The sequence below is a fragment of the Aestuariibaculum sediminum genome, from assembly GCF_014596945.1.
Taxonomy (GTDB): domain Bacteria; phylum Bacteroidota; class Bacteroidia; order Flavobacteriales; family Flavobacteriaceae; genus Aestuariibaculum; species Aestuariibaculum sediminum.
The window spans coordinates 14,816-36,138 of sequence record NZ_JACVXB010000004.1; the positions used below are offsets into that span (position 1 = coordinate 14,816).

A 21,323-nucleotide genomic window follows, 5' to 3' on the forward strand; every position below is an offset into this window, starting at 1 on the left:
AGGCATTTAAAAAAGGGTTTCATTATTTTCAGGGCAAAAACAACTACCTCAAAGTGCATTTATGGCACACCAAACCTTTGAACAGGGGTATAGAATTATAGAACGATTCATATGTGGCAAGACCAAGATATCCCACAGTATCAAGAGTCATCAAACCTATGTATTAAATAAACAAACGCGAAGGAGCCTTTCATATAGAATCTGAGTTTGAGAGTAAATGGCTTGATTTATTGGACGATGCCTATTCATCTGCTAGGTATACCAATAGCTATGATATAGGCAAACAGGATATCGAGCAACTATCACAAAAATTAGGGCAATTTACCTAGGAGGTTAAGTCATGGTTTAATTATGAGCTTTCGACTTTTCTACAAAATATAAAAGAAGAAAATCTTAACAGTTATCACAATTAAATAGTAAAAGAGCCAATCCGTAGTGTAGAGCGGGAGTTTCTATTTCGCAAGCTTGAATTTGAAAATCATTTTGAAATGCTGTGTCTGGCAAAATCCTTGATGGTTACCTGTGCTACCTGTTTGCAGGACGATGTTGAACCGCCAATGTATATTAATGGTTTTCATTTTGAGATAAATGAAGTATTGCAATTAGCAATTCGACTTTGCCCCTAGGATTACTATTCAATGTACAGAATTAATTCAATGGATTATTCATAAATGGCCAGATTGTATTTTTCAATAGCAGAATTATCTAATTCATTCACTAACCAAGAGAAATAATCTAATTTATTACATATCTCACTTATCGACATTCTGTGTTCCTCATTAAGTTTAAAATCTCCGTTATAATGTTTCAGAAACTTTTCATCTATTATTCCGTTTCTATGGGTGTAAAGGTGTCTTATTTGTAGTAATAATTCAACCTCTTCAATTTTCGTGTTATCAAATACATTTAGGCTACTAATTTGTTTGTTGTCTTTCACGAATCCTTTTACACTACCTTTTTGAAGTTTTGCAATCTTTTGAACAGCCCAATATTTAATAAATTCTTGGAGGTCTGAACAGTTCAAAACGTCTTCAATAGTAACTGTTTGTTTAGATTTTAAAGTTATTGGGTCTGCTAAGAAAATCTCATATAATAAGTCAGATAAATAGGTTTCAAAATTATCAGCAAATGAAGAGTACAAAATACGAGATAGAATTTTTCCTTCTTGATTTGTAGTTGGTTCATCTGGAGTCTTTGGGTATAGTATAATTTGTAAGTCATCCATTACTTTTAAAATACTCTGATAATGTTCAATAAGTTTTATCTTGGAATTGGTTGCATTAGTTTTGTAATCATCTAATTGTTGGCTAATCGTTTTTATTCGTTCAAAGCCATTAGCCTTAAAGTCTAATTGCTGTGGATTTTTTAAAACAGAAGAATCCCCAATACGCTTATAAATCTTTCCTTCTAATTTAATTACAGTATCTGATTTTTCAATTCCAATAACATACAAACTTATGTCATTATAATTGACATATTGATACTCCACTTTTGGACTAGGAGAAAGTAAATCTAAGGCTTTATGAGTTATACTATTTGCGTGAAAATCTTGACTTAACCCAATTAATCCTAAGCTGTCCGAAACACCAAGAATAATATACCCTCCTTCGGAATTAGCAAAAGAACTTATTAACCTTGCGATATTCTTTGCAGGAGGTAAGACTGCTTTATATTCAACTTTATTGTTTTCGGGAGTTCTGTTATCAAGAATTTCTCTTATATCTTTTTCAATATTCATTTTCAAACTGGGATTTTGTTTATTCCTGTATTTTTTAAGACTCTGCCAAGAGTTATTCTTTTAGGGGTATCAATTCCATTATCTACCCATAATTCAGCATTTTCATAATCAAGAATATCTTTCTCAGATCCATAATACACAATGATAAAGTTATTGTCTGATGGACGAGTTACAATAAATATTTCTTGTCCATTTTTCTTTATTCCACCAATTGAAGTCTTTGAAATATCAGTATCTATTTCACTACAATCATATTCATCCAACGTCTCCAAATGTTCAATGATTCTTTGCTTTGCTCTTGAAATTAATTTTTCAGCATATAAAAAAGCATTTACATTATTATTGGACTCATGGAACATACTAGAAAGGTCTTTATCCTTTAACGCCTCTTCTAAGTCTTCTAATGATGTTATCCCTAATCCTGCCAAATCTTCTTGGGTAAGTTCCGATTTTTGAATAAAAACTCTATTATTAGATGCTTCAATAATATTCCTTAATTCGGATATATCTTTTAAATCATATTCTGTAAGTAAGGATTTTAATTGTTCAGAACTTTCTATATTATCCAACAAATGCGGATTATCATCAATTGCTTTTGCTACTTTGGACAAGTCTGTATCACTTTTCATTATACGATAGAGGCTTTCCTTATCAAGAATTGTATTCATAAACAATTCAGCTTTTTTTCGATATAAGTCAGAAAATAAATGTTTAATTTCATCAGGGTTATTGTTCTCAAACCATTCTGAAAGAAGAATAATTGCTTTATTATAATTTTCATCCTTTCGTGATGGATTATTAACTTTTAGTGTAATCTGACTAGCTATATCCTTCTTTTCTTTAATATGATAACGCCCGTTTGCTATACTTTTATTTATTAAAATATCATTCCAGTCTTCGCCTAACAGTCTCAGTATTTTAATTAACTCTTTATCCTTAATTTTGTCTATGAATAATTCAGAAGTTGTTTTAAACTCTCCGTTTCGACTTGGGGTTATAGCGTATTTATCAAAAAGGAGTTTGTTCGATTCTTCTTGTAACAGAAATTCTCGAACTTCATTTAACCACTCAAAAGTCTTTCTTTCGTCTTCTTCAAGTGATGTCTTTAATTCATCAATATTTTTTTGCCTTTGTAAATCCTTCGCCAGTTCTTCATAACTTAAACTTTTCCAATTACTCCATGATTTATTACTCCAACCAATAAGATGTTTCTCTTTAGGTACACACTCAGGAAACAAATCATAATTATATTTCCATAGTTTTCTTTTTACATCTTTGGAATACTCCTTCAAAGGAAACCAAATATCTTTGATTGCTTTTTTATTATCATTCTCTAATTCTACAATACTTAAATCCATCAAAAACTCTCTCATAGGAGTTTGTATTTCTTTCTGAAACCATTCCTTATTAAGATAGTCCACATTTGGGATTTTAGTTTCTATCACATTGTAAAATTGGGAATAGGTACTCTCTGATAGTTTCTCCATTAAATCCTTATAAAGTTGATAGGCTTCAAGCAATAAGTTTTGGTTTTCAGCAACCTCATCATCATTTTCTTTTTTGAGCCAAATACCGTTTCTCTCAGTTAAGGGATTAAAATCAAAACTATTAACAACAATTGGGAAATTAAAATTTTCAGTTCCGATTAGAGGGAAATCACAAAAGAGTTTGGGTAAAGTTTCAACACTTGTAAAGGAATAAATATCTTCTTCTTTTTCTACTTGACAGGCAATTGACGTTCTCTCTCCTGAATATTCTAAAATATGAATAATAGATTCTGTTCCGTCTTCTTTTCGAGTAATAGGTGTAATAAAGTCATCAATTTTTGATGTACTATTTTGGAAAATGACTTCTGTTATTTCTCTATTATCAATAATCCTTACGCACTCGATTTTGGGAATGAATGCTAATACATAAGGTAATAATTTAACGAACTCATTTATCCCAATTTGTGCAATTTGCTTTTGTTCTTCATTCTTTAGTGAGTAAACAAAAGACGTGTTAAAATCATTTTTGTTATACAAACTAAAGTCTTCTATCTCTGTTACGGACTCCTGAAATCCATTCCAAGCCATTTCAATTTTTGGAGAAAGGTCTTTTATTTTTTCTCCCTCTCTATCTAAAGTAAATTGAAAATTATAAAACTGACCGCTTTCAGCTTCAAGAATCCCTTTAATTTGAACTGTACGAGATAGTAAATGAGTGGTCAAGAATCCTGTGCCAAATCGACCTGTTTTCCTAGTTTGTTCCCCCTCCTCAGCTTCTTTTGATGAGATTTGGTTTATCAGCCCTCTAATATCATGTTCTGTGAAATGAATACCATTGTGTTTAAATTCTACTTGGTTTTCGTCCAATATTATTTGCACAGAGATTTTGTGGTCTTCATCTTTTGCAGTACTATCTTTAGCGTTCTGTAATAATTCCCATGCCCACCTACCTTGATTATATTCTACGGTTTTATCTAAATCATGTAATCGTTTTATGATTTTGTCTGCTATGGAACGATTCCCGTCTTCTTTTCTACCTTCTTCGAGTGATTTTATCATTGGTTTGCTTCTGTTTTTTCAACCTATGCCGTTTCAAAAGGAACATCCTTGAATGGATTTAATTCTTCCACTTCATCAACATTAAAATTGAACTTGATATTCAAAAATTCTCTAATAGCATCAAATGGAGGTGTTTGAAATTTGCATTCTAACCCATATCTATCTAATACACCTATTATGATAACCTTAAATTGACCTTCGAAATCATCAGTTTCAAATGCTTCAATTGGAAAATAGACATAACAATCATTTTCATCCATTTCAATATATTTTTTCTTAAGACTTTGATATGCTTCCATAAGTTTGGTATCATCATTAATACTTTCTAGTTTATCTCTTTCAAAGCGTTGGAGTTTATAATTGGTTATGAAGTTCATTATATTTGATACTATTTGCCAATCTCTCCAATCTTCACTTCTGAACTTATTTATCATTGCATGAAATTCAGACCTATTTTTTATCGTATCTAGGGTTCTATGTGTTGGCTTTTTGGAATTGATATATCTGTTCATAATTGCTTCCAAAGAATCTTCCTGATTATATAAATGACTAATAGAATTATTCCATTTCATAAAATGATTCTCTTTAATGAAAGATAAGCCTAAGTCTTCTTTTTGATAATCTTCTTTTTTGAAAATGTCAAAATCTTCTTCTAAATAAATGTCTCTATGTATTCTTTGATATATGTTTACCGATATTTGCTTATTGTCTAATTCTCTGTTCTTTATAAACTTGAAAAATTGTTCCAGGAAAACCTCATGTTTTAATAGGCTAATCGAGTCTAAAACATACTTTATGGAAACAGTATTGACTACCGTGTGTTTATTGGCTTCAACAAGGTCTTTAGAATCAAAAAATGAGATAAAAACCTTCCTTTTTACAATTTCATTTGAAGCTAACTGAATAGGCTCTTTATATTCGTTTGATAATTCCAATTCAATCTCAATTTCCGTTTTAAGTAAATGAAAATCATATTCAAAAAGAGCAATCTCGGCAAATAATATCTGAGCGTTTGCAATAAACTCTTCTGCTATTGAAGTGGTTTTATAATCATTTGAAAAATTGAACTTCCATAAAGAACCTAAAGCATAAAAAGAAACTTCTCTAGTTTTTCCTATATCATTAATTGGTACGTCATCAAACTCTCCTTCGAGAAGTCTTTCAAAATCTTTCTCATTTTTAAATTCTTTTTCAAGAAAACTGAATATTGGTAAAATTATATCTGAGCCTATGTAATCTAAATACCTCAAAAAATCATCAATAAAATATTTGTATTGATTGAACTTTCTTTGCATGGTATAAAGAATAAGGGAAACTCTTTGAGTTATCTTTCCTTCTTCATCATAATCATCTCTTTCTAAATTTAAAGAATCTCGAAAAATAATGTATTTATCATAACGGTCAATTGCATTAAACCATGCTCCTTGTTTGAAATCGCAATAAAATAACATTGCTAAGCTAGTCTCTATTCGCTTTGTCAATTCTTTATTTATGCTAACTCTAAATGCACCTAAAACATAATATTTCGCTGCGTAGTGCATTCCTAAGGCATTATATAGTTGACCTATATTGAGTAGGGCTAACACATAACCCTCCATACTATCTTCATGCTGATAGTTCATTTTAGCTTTATGAAAGTAATCTAATGCTTTCAACATTAGGAAAGGTTGTCCTTTTTGGTTTAGATACTGTATTCCTCTTTGAACTTGTTTTTTTGCTAATTGTAATTTCCCTTCCCGCTTTTCGACATAAGGAAACAGTTTTTCAGAAAACTCTTCTAAGACCTTTATTGTTCCATCATTATCCTCTGGGTCTACATTGATATAAATTTTAATATACTTATCCAGTCTTTCCCCAAATTGTGAAACAGGAAATAAAGGAGCGTCATCTAAAAGGTCTAAAATCTCATAAAAATATTGTATAAATTCATGGTTATTTTTATTTGGACGTAGTTTATTTATTAGTTGCAAAAAGTTTCCCTTTTGTTCAAGAAGACTACATTTTTCGTTTTTGTCCGTAACGGTATTTAATCTTGAATTAACTTCCTTGTAGAGCTGTACTACCCATTTTTTTAACTCTTCTTCGCTTATTTCATCTTGCTCTTGCATAACAGCAGGAAAAACTAAATTCAGAATATTTTGTGCATTTTCAAGTTCTTTTGTGCTTTGAAACTCTTTAAAATCTTGAAAGTAATATATTATCTCATTTTCAAACCCTTTTAAACTTCCATCGGGACGTTCTCTATCTTTCAATTTCTCAAAGTCTACTTCGTGAAAATTTAGGTTAAGAAAAATGAGTTCATAGATTGCTTTTCTACGGAGAATAGGATTTATAGATGCGTTTTTTGTATAATACTCTAAAAGAGAATTCCATTTATCTTTATGGATATGTAAATATTTTTTTCTTCGGCAGTAATTAATTAGGTCTAAAATTTCATAAAACTCTCCAATCCTAAATGATTCTATTTCATTTAAACGTTCATAATACCTGAATTTTTTAGAGTACCATTTGTCATCCGTGTCGCCAATATCTAAAATAGTTTTTTCAAATAAGGATGTCGTTAATTTTCTACCTTCAACCTCTTCATTAACTGATGTTGTAAATACCTTTTCGAGTAAAACTCCATAAAATTCATGTAATCTTTCTCCAATAACTTCTGAAAACGGAAGTTGAAGTATTAGAGATTCAATTCTTTCTTTAACATTACTATATTCAATATCTGGACTAATGCAGATGAACTTCCACTTAATTAATTTTGTAAACTCTAACCAAAAAGAATCATCCAAGTTTGAGAATATTTCTTTAGCTTCTTCAATTTCTTCTTCTGTAATAGTTTGTTTCAATTTCTCAGATAATTGGCTGATTTTTGCAGTTACAATATCTTTTACTTTTTCGGCATAATTAGTAAGTTTTTCTGGAGAAATATTATCTTGATTTTCATTCCATTCTCGTAGTAAGTCAGCATCGTTCCCAGTATAGTTTCTTGAAATATCTGTATTCGTTTCAAAAACAAACTCCTTATTGAAGTCTGTGTAGTCTGATTTAATATGAAGCATGAAGAAGTGAAAAATACACTTTTGAACCTCATCACTATTAAATGAAAAGTTACTTGAATAGAGTTTTATCTGTCTGAATTTTGCTTCTTTTAGTAAAGGGTTCTTCTGAAAAATATCTTCTTCATATTCGCAATAAATATCTTCCTTTATTTTATTTAGATAATTTTCTGTCCAGGTTTCAAGGGTTTTAAGAGTTTGATAATTATACCCTCTTTGAGCTAAATACGCATCTGTATCTTTTGAAAAAATAAATAACTTATTAGTCTCCATCCGTTAAAATTCAATATTTGTTTTATAGAACTTATTTTCAAAAAATGCTTTTCTAATTCTGGACATATTTCTATAACTTTCAATCCCCTTATATTCCAAATTTCCCTCTCCATAGCCTTCAGATATAATCTCAATAGAATACGAATTGATAACTGGAATTATACCTTCATTGAAAAACCAATTAAGCCTGTTTTCCACTTCCCTATTAATTTTCAATATTTCAAAACACTTTCTTCTTTTATTCTTAGGAATTTGAAAATATCCTGCTGGAAAAACATGAATCACATTACAATTTTTGATGGGGTATTTTTTGTTCTTTTCTTTTTTATCTAATAAAATTAGTTCTGCTCTCATTTGCTGAACTTCTTTTTCAATTTGCTTGATTTTTTCAATTTTTTCAAGCATATAATTGGCAAATGTTCCTCCTGAAATAGTAAAATCTATCTTCCTTTTTAATTCAGGATTGTTATATCGCTCAACATAAGAATTAAGAGCTCTAATGACTTCACCTTTTTTTATTTTATTATTCGTTAATTCAAAGGTTTCCAAAAGGATGGTCAGTGCATAAATTTGATTATAAATATGCCCAATATTGCTAAAATACTTGAAGGATTGATATAAAGATTGCTGAATTTTTTTTAATATATCAGAACCTAAAGCAGTTTCCGAATCAGTTTTGCAAACAGCTTCAAACTCAATTAGAAACTTATTATGTTTAAGAGCACAACAATGAGCCAAAAAGAATTTATCTTCTTTTTCAACATTTTTAAGTAATTGGACTTCCTATATTAGACTGGACATAAAGATGAGAGAAAATGTTAGTTAGTTTTTATCTTAGCAATTATGAGAAGAAAATCTAAACATTACACCTTAGAATTTAAACAAAAAGCAGTCGAGTTAAGTTATGCCAAAGGCAATGTAAAACAAGTATGTGAAGACTTGGATATATTTCCATCAGTACTTTACCGTTGGCGTAGGGAGTTAAAAGATTACGGTAACAACAGTTTCCCTGGCCGTGGTAATCCTAAAATGACCGATGAAGAAAAAGAGATATCTCGATTGAAAAAGGCATTAAAAGAAGCCGAGTTAGAACGAGACATCTTAAAAAAGGCCATCAGCATCTTCTCCGCGAGCGACAAGAAAAATACAGGTTTATAAAGCAACACCTTATGAGATTTCCTGTCGAGACGATGTGTCAAATATTAAAGGTAAGCAAAAGCGGTTATTACCATTGGCTACAATCAGGACCAAGTAAATTATGGTTAGAAAATCAAAAAATAACTACGCTTATTAAATCTATATTTAAAGATAGTTTTGATAGCTATGGTTCACCCAGAATAAAAACAGAGTTGGAGACATTAGGCTACAAAATATCAAAGCCCAGAGTGGCGCGTATTATGAGTGCTAATTATTTGTTTGCAAAACGAAAACGTAAGTTTAAAGCAACCACAGATAGTAAACATAATTACCCAATAGCACCTAATTTGTTAAACCAAAACTTTGAAGTAAGCAGACAGAATCAAGTTTGGGTAAGCGATATTACCTATATCAAAACCAAACAAGGTTGGTTATACCTTACTGTAATTATTGATTTGTTTAACCGCAAAGTTGTTGGATGGGCTCTAAGCGATAACCTAAGTACAGAAGACACTATTATTAAGGCTTGGCATATGGCTGTAAAGAAAACAACTTTAACCCAGCCTTTAATTTTTCATTCCGACCGAGGTATACAATATGCCAGCCATAAGTTTACCTCATTAATTAAAAGTTACAATGGCTTAGTAAACCAATCTATGAGCAGAAAAGGTAATTGTTGGGATAATGCCGTTGCAGAATCGTTCTTTAAATCATTAAAGGTAGAATGGGTTTATAGGCACAATTATAAGTTGAGATCTGAAGCGGAGTTATCAATCTTTGGATGGATAGAAACCTGGTACAATAATAGAAGAAGACATTCCTTTTTAGGAAATAGAACTATAAGAGAATTTGAATTAGACATGTATAACCTTAAACTAGCAGCGTAGTCATTCAACTATTTGTCCAGTTTTTTGTTGCAAGTCCAAAATGTTGATGCTTTGAAATTAGAAATGACTGAAGGATTTCAAAGCCAACAACTTTTTGTTTATAAGCATAATGATGCTGCAATATTTATGAATAATGGCATTTAAATTAGATAGTGTAACCAACATAGAATCAAGACAAGAAACCGATAAGCAAAATGGTTCTTTTTTAAAAAGGGAGATTCATGTATTTAATAAGGTGTTCTCAAATAAAGTAAAGGAAGATTTTTATACGGAGTTAAGTGTTCTTTTAAATGCAGGAATAACATTAAAAGAAGCTCTTGAGCTTATTTTAAGCTCACAAAAGAAAGCATATAATAAGACCTTATTGTCAGATATTTTAAATGATGTTATTTCAGGGCAATCTTTATCTGAAACGCTTAGCGTAAAAAATCAATTTTCAAAATATGAATATTATTCTATAAAAATTGGAGAAGAAACAGGAACGTTGGCGTTAGTGTCAGAACAACTAGGTAGTTTTTTTGCAAAGAAAAATGAGCAAAAAAGAAACCTTATTAGTGCGCTTTCATATCCTATGATAATTTTAACCACAGCTATTTTGGTTGTTATTTTCATGTTACGTTATGTGGTGCCAATGTTTCAAGATATTTTTAGACAACAGAAGGTAGAACTTCCAATTATCACAAAATTTATTATTGGAATATCTGATTTTATGGGAGACTATGGATGGTGTTTCTTAGTGTTAATTGTGTTACTTTTTGCTTTAAAATCTTTATTTAATAAAAAAAGTTGGTTTAATGAGTTCAAAGGAACATTTGTTTTGAAAATCCCATTTATAGGACATTTTGTAAAACTTATTTATTTGTCACAATTCACTCAAGCTGTTTCTTTGCTAGTAGCTTCAAAAGTACCACTTGTAAACAGTATCCAACTCGTAAAACAAATGATTATGTTTTATCCGTTGCAAGAAGCCTTAGAAACAGTAGAGCGTAATATTCTAAAAGGAGAATCCTTAAGTTATAGTTTGAAACAACATAAACTTTTTGACGATAAAATGGTCGCTCTTGTAAAGGTAGCAGAAGAAACGAATCAAACAGAGTTTATATTTAACAGATTAAACATGCAGTATAATAATCAAGTACAACAACAATCAAAGGTTATGACCACAGTAATGGAACCTTTTATCATTTTAATAGTGGGTGTTTTTGTTGGTGTGATTTTAATAGCCATGTATTTACCGATGTTTAAATTAAGTAATGTTTTGGGATAGATTTAATTAGTGTTCTTTTTAATTAAAATTCAATTATTGATAGATTATCATTAATTCAACTCTTAAGAATCTAGATTGTCTTTTAGGGGCCTATTAAATTAATGAAAATAAGTAGGTTTTAAAGTTAGGCCAATTTTATTGATTACATTTTTATTGGATTATAATTTTTTAGATCAAATATTAGTTTTTGTTAGATATTTCCTCAAGAATATTTTTAAGCTTATTTTATGTGAGGTAAAACCTTATTGTTGTGGATTGTATCCTTGATAATATGATGTAATACCAATACAAATACAGTTCAAAGAATGGAGTGTAAGTTGTTGATTATTAGCTTGTAGTTGTTGAAAGTGGCGAGTGCTAGTTAATTTGGTAAAATTTGTGATTTATATTTCAATTTTAAATTCACTATTTGTAAAAAAAATAAATTTAATAATCAGGTTGTTATGGGGAACTCATGGTGATTTGAGATTTTCTCCGGTAATACCGTTGCATTTCTAAGGTTTTGCCCTATCTCTTTAATTTTTTCTTTATATAGTTTTGACGCAAAATTAATTTAATATATAGTTTTAATGTATAAATATAGCGTCATTTTACTTTTGTTTTTTCTGTGGATGGAGGTAAAAGCTCAAGAATTCAAATCAAATAATACAAGTTATTCGAATACGATATTAGGGACTAATTATAAAATAGGTGAATTTGGAGAGGTAACTAATAGGTTTGATTTAGGAGATTTAGAGCATGAAGGATTGGTTGCCATTCTTAACCCGAGTCATCAAGAGATATCAAAACAAAGTTTAAATTATCAAACCATTAGTTATAGTGGAACGGATAATTATTATTTGGATGAGAATGGTCCTTCTGATATGACAGATAAATATTCTCTTAAGCCATCTCCTGGGCAGTATATGTTAAATGCCATAGGGTTGAATGATGACTTGTTTAACGGAAAAGTGAACATAACTATACCTTTTTTTGAATATACATATTTTGATTATAAAATACCTATTTCTATCAATAATAGGTATCCACAAAACTTAAAAAGTACTTTTGGAGAACCTGTTTTTTATACTAATTCAGATATTGGAGGAGATTGGAGTTTGTCTTTAGATCAATTTAAGGTATCAAGACAGGTTAACGGGATAGAAGATGAACATCCAACTAAAGGTTATTTTTCTGCAATTAGTCAGAGCAAATTTAGTACTCCCATCAGCATAAGTGATTCAGATGTGCATTCAGGCTTAAAAGGTGATTGGGATCCTCAAATTGATATTTTTTATTATTCTACACCGTCGTTTTCTGGTTCTTTTCATTTAGACCTTTTAAATGGTGGATATGAGATTGTATCAGGTCCTAAAGTTCATATTGAATATCAGTTAGAAAATAATGCTTTTGTTGGATTTGAAATTACCGATAATACAGGAGTGAAATATTTATTTGGAATTGATTCGAATGCAATAGAAGTTTCTCAAAGTAAAACTGATTTGTTGAATTTAGGTAGATATAGAGATCCGGTAGATGGCGGGTTTACTGTTACTCATTTATTCGAAGTGGTTAATAATAATGTGATATCTATAGCCGATTTACCTTCGAATGCAAATTTATTTGCAGATACTAATTTACCCTCAGTAGTTATACCTCCCACTGTTCAAGAGGCATTATATCAATTATCTATCAATGAAAATAATTTCAGTGCTTTAAACCAAAATTGGTTTAGTCATTTAGGAAATGGTATTTACGGTATTGTTGATTATTATTCATGGGATAATAATAATTTGCAAGTCTTACCAAATGGAGATAAAAAGGATGATGCTGAATTAAGAAGAGACAAAATAAATTCTGGTTGGTATTTAAAGGAAATTAAATTATTGAACAATAAAAAAATTAGTTTTAATTATATCAACAAATGGGAAGCATATAGGACTCATGCCGCAAATAAAATTAAAATTGATGTTAAGTTATCCAATAGGGACTTTACTTATCAATATATTGGGAATAATCAGGTTACTTATAATTTATCGGGTTTATCCTTATATGGATGTTTTCCAGAAGAGTTGACTTGGTTGCAGTTCCCTATAAATGAATCTCACACTACTACCACTCATTTTGTGAAAAAACCGAAATTATATAGTATAACAGATGATGATAATTTTTCAGAGGTGTTAATTTCAAGAGATTCTGGAAACCCAAAAGGTTACGTATCTGGAACATCGTTATATGCCAATGCTCCTACAGAAACAATTGAAACTCCTAATATAGGATTGATATCCAAAATATCGTTGTCAACAAGTAATAGCTCTGATATTAAAATTGTAGAATTTAATAATTTTTCTGAGTTTACATATTATACAGAACAAGGTGTTACTTATCGAGTTCCAGAGAAAGATAGAACATTTCTTGAAGAAGTTACATTAAATAGAAAACACATTGGGACAGTTGATGAAGATTTTGAAAAAAAATATGACTTTGAATATGTCGGTTCAAGATTGAAGAAAATACATTACCCAACGGGAGCTACAAAGGAATTTTATTCTACTGATTTTTATCACTCTGGTACTAGAGAATATTTGAATTTCACCCCATTTACAGGACAAAGTGGTTACGTTAATGCCCGTTTGGAATCAGTTGTAGATAGCATTATTACGACTAATGAGAATAAATCTACTATAGAAAAATATGTTTACAGTAATCCTTATTATGCACTTGGACGATTTAAAAATTTTAAAACTTATAGACCGGATATAACTACTTGTACATCAAGCGCGGAGTTTTACTCAACCAATCCCTTATACACTAGTAGTGTTTTTTACAGTGGAGTAGGTTATGGGAAAGTTGATAAATATTTCAATAATGAACTTCAAATTAGTAAGGAGTTTCTTAATTCGGAGGCAGGTACGCCATTTGTAAGCTTGAGATTAACAGATAATACAAATCCTGATTATTTGGATTTAGTAGGTTACCCAATTAAGAGTTTAGGTGAAATTAGAGGTTTGGAAAGCAAGGTAACTTCATTTGTAACAAAATCAAATGGTGAAGTGGAGCCAATAGAAGAGATTACTTTTAATAGAAAATTTGGTGAAACAAAATTTGTTTTCCCATCCTTTTATTTAACGAAAATAGAAGCAGGACCATGGCAAAATACTAATGGGGCAATAAAACGAGCCTGGTCTCTTTGCGGAACTCCAGTTGAATATTATATAACGGAAGAAGAGAAACATGTTAAGTCGGTTTTTGAAAACCAAAATATAGAAACTAAAGAAATTAATTATTTTAAAAGGACAAGGTATCCAGATTTGGGATTGAACAATTATCGTTTATTAAAAAAGGAAACCTATAATAATGAACAGGATTTTTATCAAACGGTATTTAATAGTCCAATAGAATTGGAAAATCTTCAAGAAATAAATTTTAGCTTCCAAATAAAAAATTCTGTTTTTAATAATTTATTGTCTACAAACAGAGTGCCAGTTATAGAAAGAACTTTATTTCATAATGATGTTTTATTAGATGTTAAATCAGCCCAATTTGAGACTGTTCAACTAAATGGTAGTGATATTGCCTTATTGCATTCTGAGAAAACTATGGATTTAAACAGTTTAAATGCCTTTGTGCCTCAAAAATTGGATCCTAACAATTATCAAAATATATTATTTGATTCAGGTCTTAGTGATGAAATTGTTTATGAGAAGTATGATAATGATGGGAAACTCATAGAATATTCCAATACCAAGAGTGGCTTTCATACATGTATTATTTGGGGCTATAAAAATCAATATCCAATTGCAAAAATAGAAAATGCAACTTTTGAACAAGGGCATTTAAATTCAATTACTTCGGAGCAATTGGTATTGATTGATGATGCAGTATCAAAGTCAAATACGGATTATTTGGTAGGTTCAGAGATTTCATTAAGAAACTCATTGCAGGCGTTAAGAGAAGGTTTGCCTAAAGCTATGGTTACTAGTTACACATATGACCCTTTAATAGGTATAACAAGTGAAACTGATCCTAGAGGAGATATAATGCGATATGAGTATGATGATTTTGGAAGATTGAAATATATGAAAGATTTGGAAAGTAAAATATTAAGTAAACACGAGTACCACTATAAAGGTCAATAGCAAATAATCATTTAAAAAATAAATAGTAATGAGAGCAATATATCATATATGGCTAGCCATAGTTATGTCAATATTTTACATTTCAGAAGGAATTTCACAAGAAATAGGCCCCGTTATAATAGGAGAGTGGAAGTTAGATTATAATTCAACTTATTCTAGAATGTCTGAAGAATCGAGAACTAACTTTTTAAAGTTACCATCACTTCAGCAAGAAAAAATAAGAAAATTATATGAGGGAAGAACTTTTTCTTTTAATTCTTCAGGTGATTATAGACAGGTATTGAGTGATGGTAAAATGTTTGAAGGAAATTGGTTTATAAATAATCAAGGGGTATTAGAAATTAAAAAGGATAGTGCCATTTTGATGAGCTATAAGATAGAGTTGGAATCAAATTCAATTTAATACTATTGGTAAATGGGAAAGGTTCTTTAAAGAGTTTGTTTTCAGTGTTAGTATTTAATCGACAAAACAATTAATGATATGAAATTTAGTAAAATAATTTTCACCTGTCTTATTTTGATTTCCTCGATGACTTTTGGACAAACATTTCCTGAGGTTGAATATTATGTTAATGGCCCCAGATTAATAGAACAATGGAATCCAGAGTATGATTTTCCAGGGCCATTTATATATGAAATAGAAGATGTAAAAGGATTAGGTGTGGTGTCAGTTGAGTGGTTTGTCAATAATGGTACAGCCGATTTGGTTTCAACGACAGAGGGAAGTGCCATTTTTTTTCAAAATGAAAACCCAATACATATCATAATAGGAGTTGTTACTGATGATTTGTTTAATGTTTATTGGTCAGATACATTTTTAACAACAATTGATCAAGGATTTAAACCAGCAACGCCTTCAATGATAAATATTGATTTAATTTATGGAGAAGATAGTGTAACAATTGACCAGTTGCAGTTACCTACCGATGGTATAAGTTTTTGGCAGTCTACTCCTGATGGAGAGGTAATGGATCCTAGAAATCAATCAATATCAGTAACATTAACATCTGGTAGCGTTTTTTATTTACGAACATATAATGGACAATGGAGTGATGCTTTAGCTATTCAATATGGAACAGAATCGGGATATATACCCCCTGTTTTTAGTAATGAAAATTATGTTTATACCATAGAGCCACAAGTTGCAACAAGTGATATGTCAGGTTTGAGCCAATCAGAAGTTAAAGAAACAATTAACTATTTAGATGGCTTAGGGAGAACTAAGCAGAGCATCGGGATAAGAGCAGGAGGCTCAGGAGAGGATATTATAACCCACATAGGTTATGATTCTTTTGGAAGACGTGATAAAGAATGGCTTCCTTATGCAATATCAGGAAATTTAGGAAGCCTTGTAAATAATGCAGAATCAGGAGCGCATTCGTATTATCAAACGCATTTTGCTTCAGAGATTAGTCAAACGACGCCAAATCCATATTCAGAAAAACATTTTGAGGCATCGCCTTTAAATAGAGTTTTAGAACAAGCAGCCCCAGGAACCACATGGGCTTTAAATAAGAGTTCAGATACCGATCATACTATTAAGTTCGATTACCAAAGCAATGCAACCGATGAAGTTCGTCTATTTGAAGCAAGTGTGGTTGCAAGTACAGTAAGTGGTGTGGTAACTTATGAGCCGACACTAAATTTATCAAGTTTAAATAATGGTTATTATGCAGCAGGAGAACTGTATAAAACAGTGACTAAAGATGAAAATTGGGTTAGTGGTACCAATCATACAACAGAAGAGTTTAAGGATAAACAGGGTAGGGTAGTTTTAAAACGTACGTATAACAATGGAGCTCATGACACGTATTATGTTTATGATGATTATGGTAATTTAAGTTATGTATTACCACCAAAGATGAGTGTTTATGGTAGTAGTATAAGTATATCAACTATAAAAAATCAGCTTAATGAATTAGGGTTCCTATATAAGTATGATGGAAAAAAGCGTTTAGTTGTTAAAAAAATACCAGGCAAGGGAGAAGAGTACTTTATTTATAATAATCAAAATCAAGTCGTATTGACTCAGGATGCCGTCCAACGTCCTAATAAAGAATGGCTTTTTACTAAATATGATGCATTTGGTAGAGTTGCTTATACAGGTTTGCATGTTCAGTCTAATGAAATTTCGAGACAATTAATGCAAAGTTATGCGAACGATATTAATACGTATAGCCAATATGTAACTAAAAATGATTCTTCAATAAGTTTAGGGGGAGCAAACTTGTATTATTCCAATGACGCTATACCAGTCAGTATTTCTGAAATCTATACAATTAATTATTACGATAATTATACATTTGATAGAGCGCCCTTAGTAGACCCTCCATTGGAGATAGATAATCAAACTGTAATCAATTATAACAATGGAGCTGGGAAAAAATACACAAAAGGTCTTACTACAGGAAGTAAAATAAGGATTTTAGGAACTGATAAATGGATTACTAAAGTTGCCTATTATGATCGAAGAGGGCGTCCAATATATAATGCTAGTTTTAATGATTACTTGAAAACTACCGATATAATAAAAAGTACTTTAGACTTTTCAGGTAGAGTTAAGAAAATGGTGTCAAGTCATCAAAAAGGTGGTGGATCAATATTAATAACTGAAGATGTTTTTACATATGATCAAATGGGAAGACTTGTTAGTCAAAAACAAAAAATAGGTTCTCAGGCAGAGGAGTTAATAGTATTTAATGGGTACGATGCTTTAGGACAATTGAAAAGTAAGAAGGTAGGAGGTGTTGTAGCGACAGATATTAATAATTCAGTAGGACTACAAACTGTAGATTATAGCTATAATATCAGAGGGTGGTTAAAGCAAATCAATAATCCATCAAGTTTAGGAAACGATCTATTTGGATTTAAAATTAATTACAATAATCCAGTGGCCACATCAACCTTACAGTCATCACCATTGTATAATGGAAACATAAGTGAGACGCAATGGAAAACTGCCAATGATAATGTTTTGAGAACTTATGGTTATAAATATGATGCTCTTAATAGGATAACACAATCGAAGTTTAGTAATCAGATTAATTATGCTTATGTACATAATTATTATTCAAATTATGATTATGATAAAAATGGAAATTTAGAATATTTACAGAGAAACATATGGTCTGATGGTCTTAATAGTTTTACTAATAATGATATTTATTATGACTATAATGGGAATAAATTGACTGATATTGTGATTGAAGATGATTCGGGGTACTCTAATAGAAATTATTACTATGATCAAAATGGAAATATGACCTGGGATATTAGAGAATATAATGGATTTGAAGGTTTTAATTTTGCCTACCCTGAGTTTGGAGTATCTTATAATCATCTAAACTTACCAGTGTTTGTTGGTTTGATAGCAGATTACGAAGAAAATGAGCTTACAGGAGAAATACTTCTTCCTGGACAAATATCATATGTTTATGATGCTTTAGGGAATAAATTAGAAAAGAAAGTAGGAGGAAGCGGTAGAACTAATGTTTATACATTTTATGCAGGTAATTATATTTATACAAGAACAGGCGATACAGGTGATGGTTCATTGAAATTCTTTAATCACCCAGAAGGCTATGTAGATGCGGATAATGGATTTAGGTATGTCTATCAATATAAGGATATATGGGATAATATAAGATTAACATATAAAGATATTAATGGTAATGGGGAAATTGAAGTGACAACAGACCCAAATACAAATGAGTTGTTAGAAGAAAACAATTATTACCCATTTGGCTTAAAACATAAAGGATATAATAGTAATATAGTTTCACATCATCCTTTTAAGGATTATCAAGGACAGGAATTAACTGAGAATTTATTATTGAATATCCATGAATGGAAGTACCGAATCAGCGATCCTGCAATCGGACGTTTTTGGCAGATTGACCCACTTGCAGACGACTACCCATATAACTCAACTTATGCTTTCCAAGAAAACAAGATGGGGATGGGTGTTGAGTTAGAAGGATTAGAACTTACTTATTTCCCTTATGACGGAAGTAGTATTGTTCGAGAAGTTGAAAATTTGTTTTCAGGATGGTTCCAAAGTTCAGAACAAGTATCTGAATTTAAAGTAACTTTAGGACCTAGAGCGGCTTTTGAATTGAAAAATGGGATTGGGATAGATATTAATGGAGGTAGTATAGATATGATCTCATTTAAAGAAAGGAATTATGAAAAAACATTTGATTTTATTGGGAAAGATGAAGATGTCTTTACTGCAGGAATAGAAGGTTCTTTACCTACGGAATTTGGTACATTTACAGGTAATATTAATTATAAAAACACATGGGAAGATGTAACAAAGAAACTTAATGGTGAAGAAGGAAAGAATGGGACGGTTTCAACTCAATTTCTATGGGGAGGAATTATAGGTACTGGGGTGAAAACAGAAACAGATTTAAATACAAGTGAAACAAATTTTTATCAATCAAACTCAGGAGGATATAAATTTGGACTATTTTTAGTGATTGAATTTAATTCGGAATTAAATCTAAACTTAAATTATTAAAATATTTATGAAAAGGATAAGTGCGAAGCATTCATTAACTAGTACTATTATTTCTATTTTACCCGTTATTATTTTAAAGGCTTTTATTATATACTCTTTATTTATTCTGAACAATTATTTATTATTAATACCTTTAATATTCATTCTTGGCTTTAGTATATATAAGGGTAGTAGATTGGTTAAATACTATGAAATAAGATATGATTCAGGCAATTTTATGGCCGTTTCAACTTTTGGAAAAAAAATAACCTTTAAATTAGAAGATATTGAATGTATTAAATGTACTAATATTTATGGTGAATTCTCTATGATTTTGAAAAATAGCTCCGAATTAGTTTTTAGATTAAGTTATTTCAAAGCATTAAAACATCTCGGCAAGTTTCGAATTGGAAAAGTTATGAGTATTGATTTTTTTATTGACTAGGCTAGTGAAAGTAGTGCTGCTGTTCCCGTGCTATTCCCGAGTTCATTTTAAAATAAGTTGTCCCATATAAGGGAAGGTGTTAAATATGAGTAGGTTATTGTTTTGTGTAATAATAAAAGTTAATTAAAATGTTCTTCTCAAAAGGTAAAAGAGATTAAATTCCTCTAACATCATATCATTTCTGATTTATATACATACTTTACAAGAAGTATTTCTATTTTGAGCTATTCTGTACTGTATTTGATCTTTAAATTTATTAGAGTAGGTGCTTAAATCGATAGAAGAGTCATTAAATACTTCAAAAGGCGTGTTTCCGTTCAAGTTAAGTTGTGGTCGTTGTAGGTTATATGTATCGATGGCATGACTAAGTTCTGTTTCAAGTTTAGTCCGGGAATTAATATGTTTGGGGTACAGAAATTGGTATTTCAGCACTTTATTAAACGCTTCAATCATAGAATTAGAAAAGATAACATCATGCTGTGCTATTTTATGTTGAATCGCTCCATCGGAAGCTTCTATAATTGAAGTAACGTTGGCGTTAACATTTTCAGATCCACCATCGGTTAAAAATAACGTCTGTTTTGGATTGTATTTCAGGTAAGCACTTTGTAATAGATGGCGTATGGTTTTTCCTGAACTATGCTTTTCAATTTGATAACCCAGAACCATTTTAGAAAAGTGATCCATTAAAATATGGATGTAGTGCTTCACGCCGTCATTCGTTTTGAAAATAGTGACATCCGCACACCACACCTCATTGGGTTTTGTAGTTTTAAGCGGATTATAATTATTAGGCTTTGTTATAATGTTAGTACCAGTAAAACCTAAAATATTATAGTATTTGTAAAAGGTGGAGAGTCCGCAGGAAAGGCTATTATCTCTAATAGCCTTTAGGTAAATGGAAGATTTTGACCAGAATCGATATGCATCATGATTCATATAGTTTTTAATGGTGCGTACTTCGTTTGCTAAGAGTTGGTTCGGCATTTTTCTGGTGCACCATTTGTAATAGGAGGCTTCACATTTATGAATAAGGATGGTTTTGTAGTTTTCAAAAGAGCTTCTGGAGATATCGAAAAGTTTTAGAGCTTTATTTATAGGAACGCTGTGTTTTACAGATTCTACGGTATTAACCACCAATTCCATGTTGTTTTTAATAAGCGATTTAAAACCTTTAATATTAGACATAATATGGTTTAAGGTATCCGAGAGTTTAAAATAACATTCGATTACGGTTTTAATTTTTGCCGATTGATTAAATCGTTTAATTAAATCGATTTCCTGATTAATAAATTCTGAAATTTCGCAACCTTTATATTTGCTTTCAGACTCTTGTTTCCATCTGGATATATTAGAGC

At 30.6% G+C, this 21,323-nt stretch carries 10 protein-coding genes; 5 read left to right on the forward strand and 5 right to left on the reverse strand.

The features are described 5' to 3' along the window. Positions 1–661: 661 nt before the first annotated feature. Genes ICJ83_RS10300 through ICJ83_RS10315 form a run of 4 tightly spaced genes read right to left on the reverse strand, consistent with a single transcriptional unit; the run spans position 662 to position 8,348 of the window. Entirely contained in the window at positions 662–1,738 is a 1,077-nt protein-coding gene (locus ICJ83_RS10300; protein ID WP_188230315.1) for an AlbA family DNA-binding domain-containing protein, read from the reverse strand. Positions 1,739–1,740: 2 nt separating this feature from the next. Next, positions 1,741–4,284 (reverse strand): sacsin N-terminal ATP-binding-like domain-containing protein, encoded by a 2,544-nt coding sequence (locus tag ICJ83_RS10305; protein WP_188230316.1) that lies wholly within the window; start codon positions 4,282–4,284, stop codon positions 1,741–1,743. A 23-nt stretch (positions 4,285–4,307) separates the two neighbouring features. Next, positions 4,308–7,610: a dsDNA nuclease domain-containing protein gene (locus ICJ83_RS10310; protein WP_188230317.1), complete on the reverse strand. Its 3,303-nt coding sequence runs from the start codon at positions 7,608–7,610 to the stop codon at positions 4,308–4,310. A 3-nt stretch (positions 7,611–7,613) separates the two neighbouring features. Then, on the reverse strand, positions 7,614–8,348 hold the full coding sequence (locus ICJ83_RS10315; protein WP_188230318.1) for a hypothetical protein: 735 nt from the start codon (positions 8,346–8,348) through the stop codon (positions 7,614–7,616). A 105-nt stretch (positions 8,349–8,453) separates the two neighbouring features. Between ICJ83_RS10315 and ICJ83_RS10320 the strand changes: the two genes are divergently transcribed. From ICJ83_RS10320 to ICJ83_RS10340, 5 genes are all read left to right on the forward strand, one after another. Continuing rightward, a protein-coding gene (locus tag ICJ83_RS10320; protein WP_188230319.1) for an IS3 family transposase occupies positions 8,454–9,634 on the forward strand; the annotation gives its coding sequence in 2 pieces (ribosomal slippage) (positions 8,454–8,709 and positions 8,709–9,634; 1,182 coding nt in all). Between the two features lie 133 nt (positions 9,635–9,767). Next, positions 9,768–10,901 carry a type II secretion system F family protein gene (locus tag ICJ83_RS10325; protein WP_188230320.1) on the forward strand — a complete coding sequence of 378 codons (1,134 nt, stop codon included), beginning with the start codon at positions 9,768–9,770 and terminating at the stop codon, positions 10,899–10,901. Positions 10,902–11,470: 569 nt separating this feature from the next. After that, positions 11,471–15,019 (forward strand): RHS repeat domain-containing protein, encoded by a 3,549-nt coding sequence (locus ICJ83_RS10330; protein WP_188230321.1) that lies wholly within the window; start codon positions 11,471–11,473, stop codon positions 15,017–15,019. Positions 15,020–15,083: 64 nt separating this feature from the next. Beyond that, a complete protein-coding gene (locus tag ICJ83_RS10335) occupies positions 15,084–15,422 on the forward strand; it encodes a hypothetical protein (RefSeq protein WP_188230322.1) in 339 nt (112 codons plus the stop codon). A gap of 78 nt (positions 15,423–15,500) precedes the next feature. Next, positions 15,501–19,541, forward strand: coding sequence for a DUF6443 domain-containing protein (locus tag ICJ83_RS10340; RefSeq protein ID WP_188230323.1), 4,041 nt, complete (start codon positions 15,501–15,503; stop codon positions 19,539–19,541). Between the two features lie 610 nt (positions 19,542–20,151). Here ICJ83_RS10340 and ICJ83_RS10345 read toward each other — a convergent pair. Further along, complete coding sequence (locus ICJ83_RS10345; RefSeq protein ID WP_188230324.1) at positions 20,152–21,153, reverse strand: DDE-type integrase/transposase/recombinase; 1,002 nt, start codon at positions 21,151–21,153, stop codon at positions 20,152–20,154. Positions 21,154–21,323: the final 170 nt, after the last annotated feature.

What these genes read in the sequence shown, in the direction of transcription:
- ICJ83_RS10340 (WP_188230323.1), top strand. Translation starts at nt 15,501, where the DNA reads ATGAAATTTAGTAAAATAATTTTCACCTGTCTTATTTTGATTTCCTCG.
- ICJ83_RS10335 (WP_188230322.1), top strand. Translation starts at nt 15,084, where the DNA reads ATGTCAATATTTTACATTTCAGAAGGAATTTCACAAGAAATAGGCCCC.
- ICJ83_RS10325 (WP_188230320.1), top strand. Translation starts at nt 9,768, where the DNA reads ATGGCATTTAAATTAGATAGTGTAACCAACATAGAATCAAGACAAGAA.
- ICJ83_RS10330 (WP_188230321.1), top strand. Translation starts at nt 11,471, where the DNA reads ATGTATAAATATAGCGTCATTTTACTTTTGTTTTTTCTGTGGATGGAG.
- ICJ83_RS10305 (WP_188230316.1), bottom strand. Translation starts at nt 4,284, where the DNA reads ATGATAAAATCACTCGAAGAAGGTAGAAAAGAAGACGGGAATCGTTCC.
- ICJ83_RS10300 (WP_188230315.1), bottom strand. Translation starts at nt 1,738, where the DNA reads ATGAATATTGAAAAAGATATAAGAGAAATTCTTGATAACAGAACTCCC.
- ICJ83_RS10345 (WP_188230324.1), bottom strand. Translation starts at nt 21,153, where the DNA reads ATGTCTAATATTAAAGGTTTTAAATCGCTTATTAAAAACAACATGGAA.
- ICJ83_RS10310 (WP_188230317.1), bottom strand. Translation starts at nt 7,610, where the DNA reads ATGGAGACTAATAAGTTATTTATTTTTTCAAAAGATACAGATGCGTAT.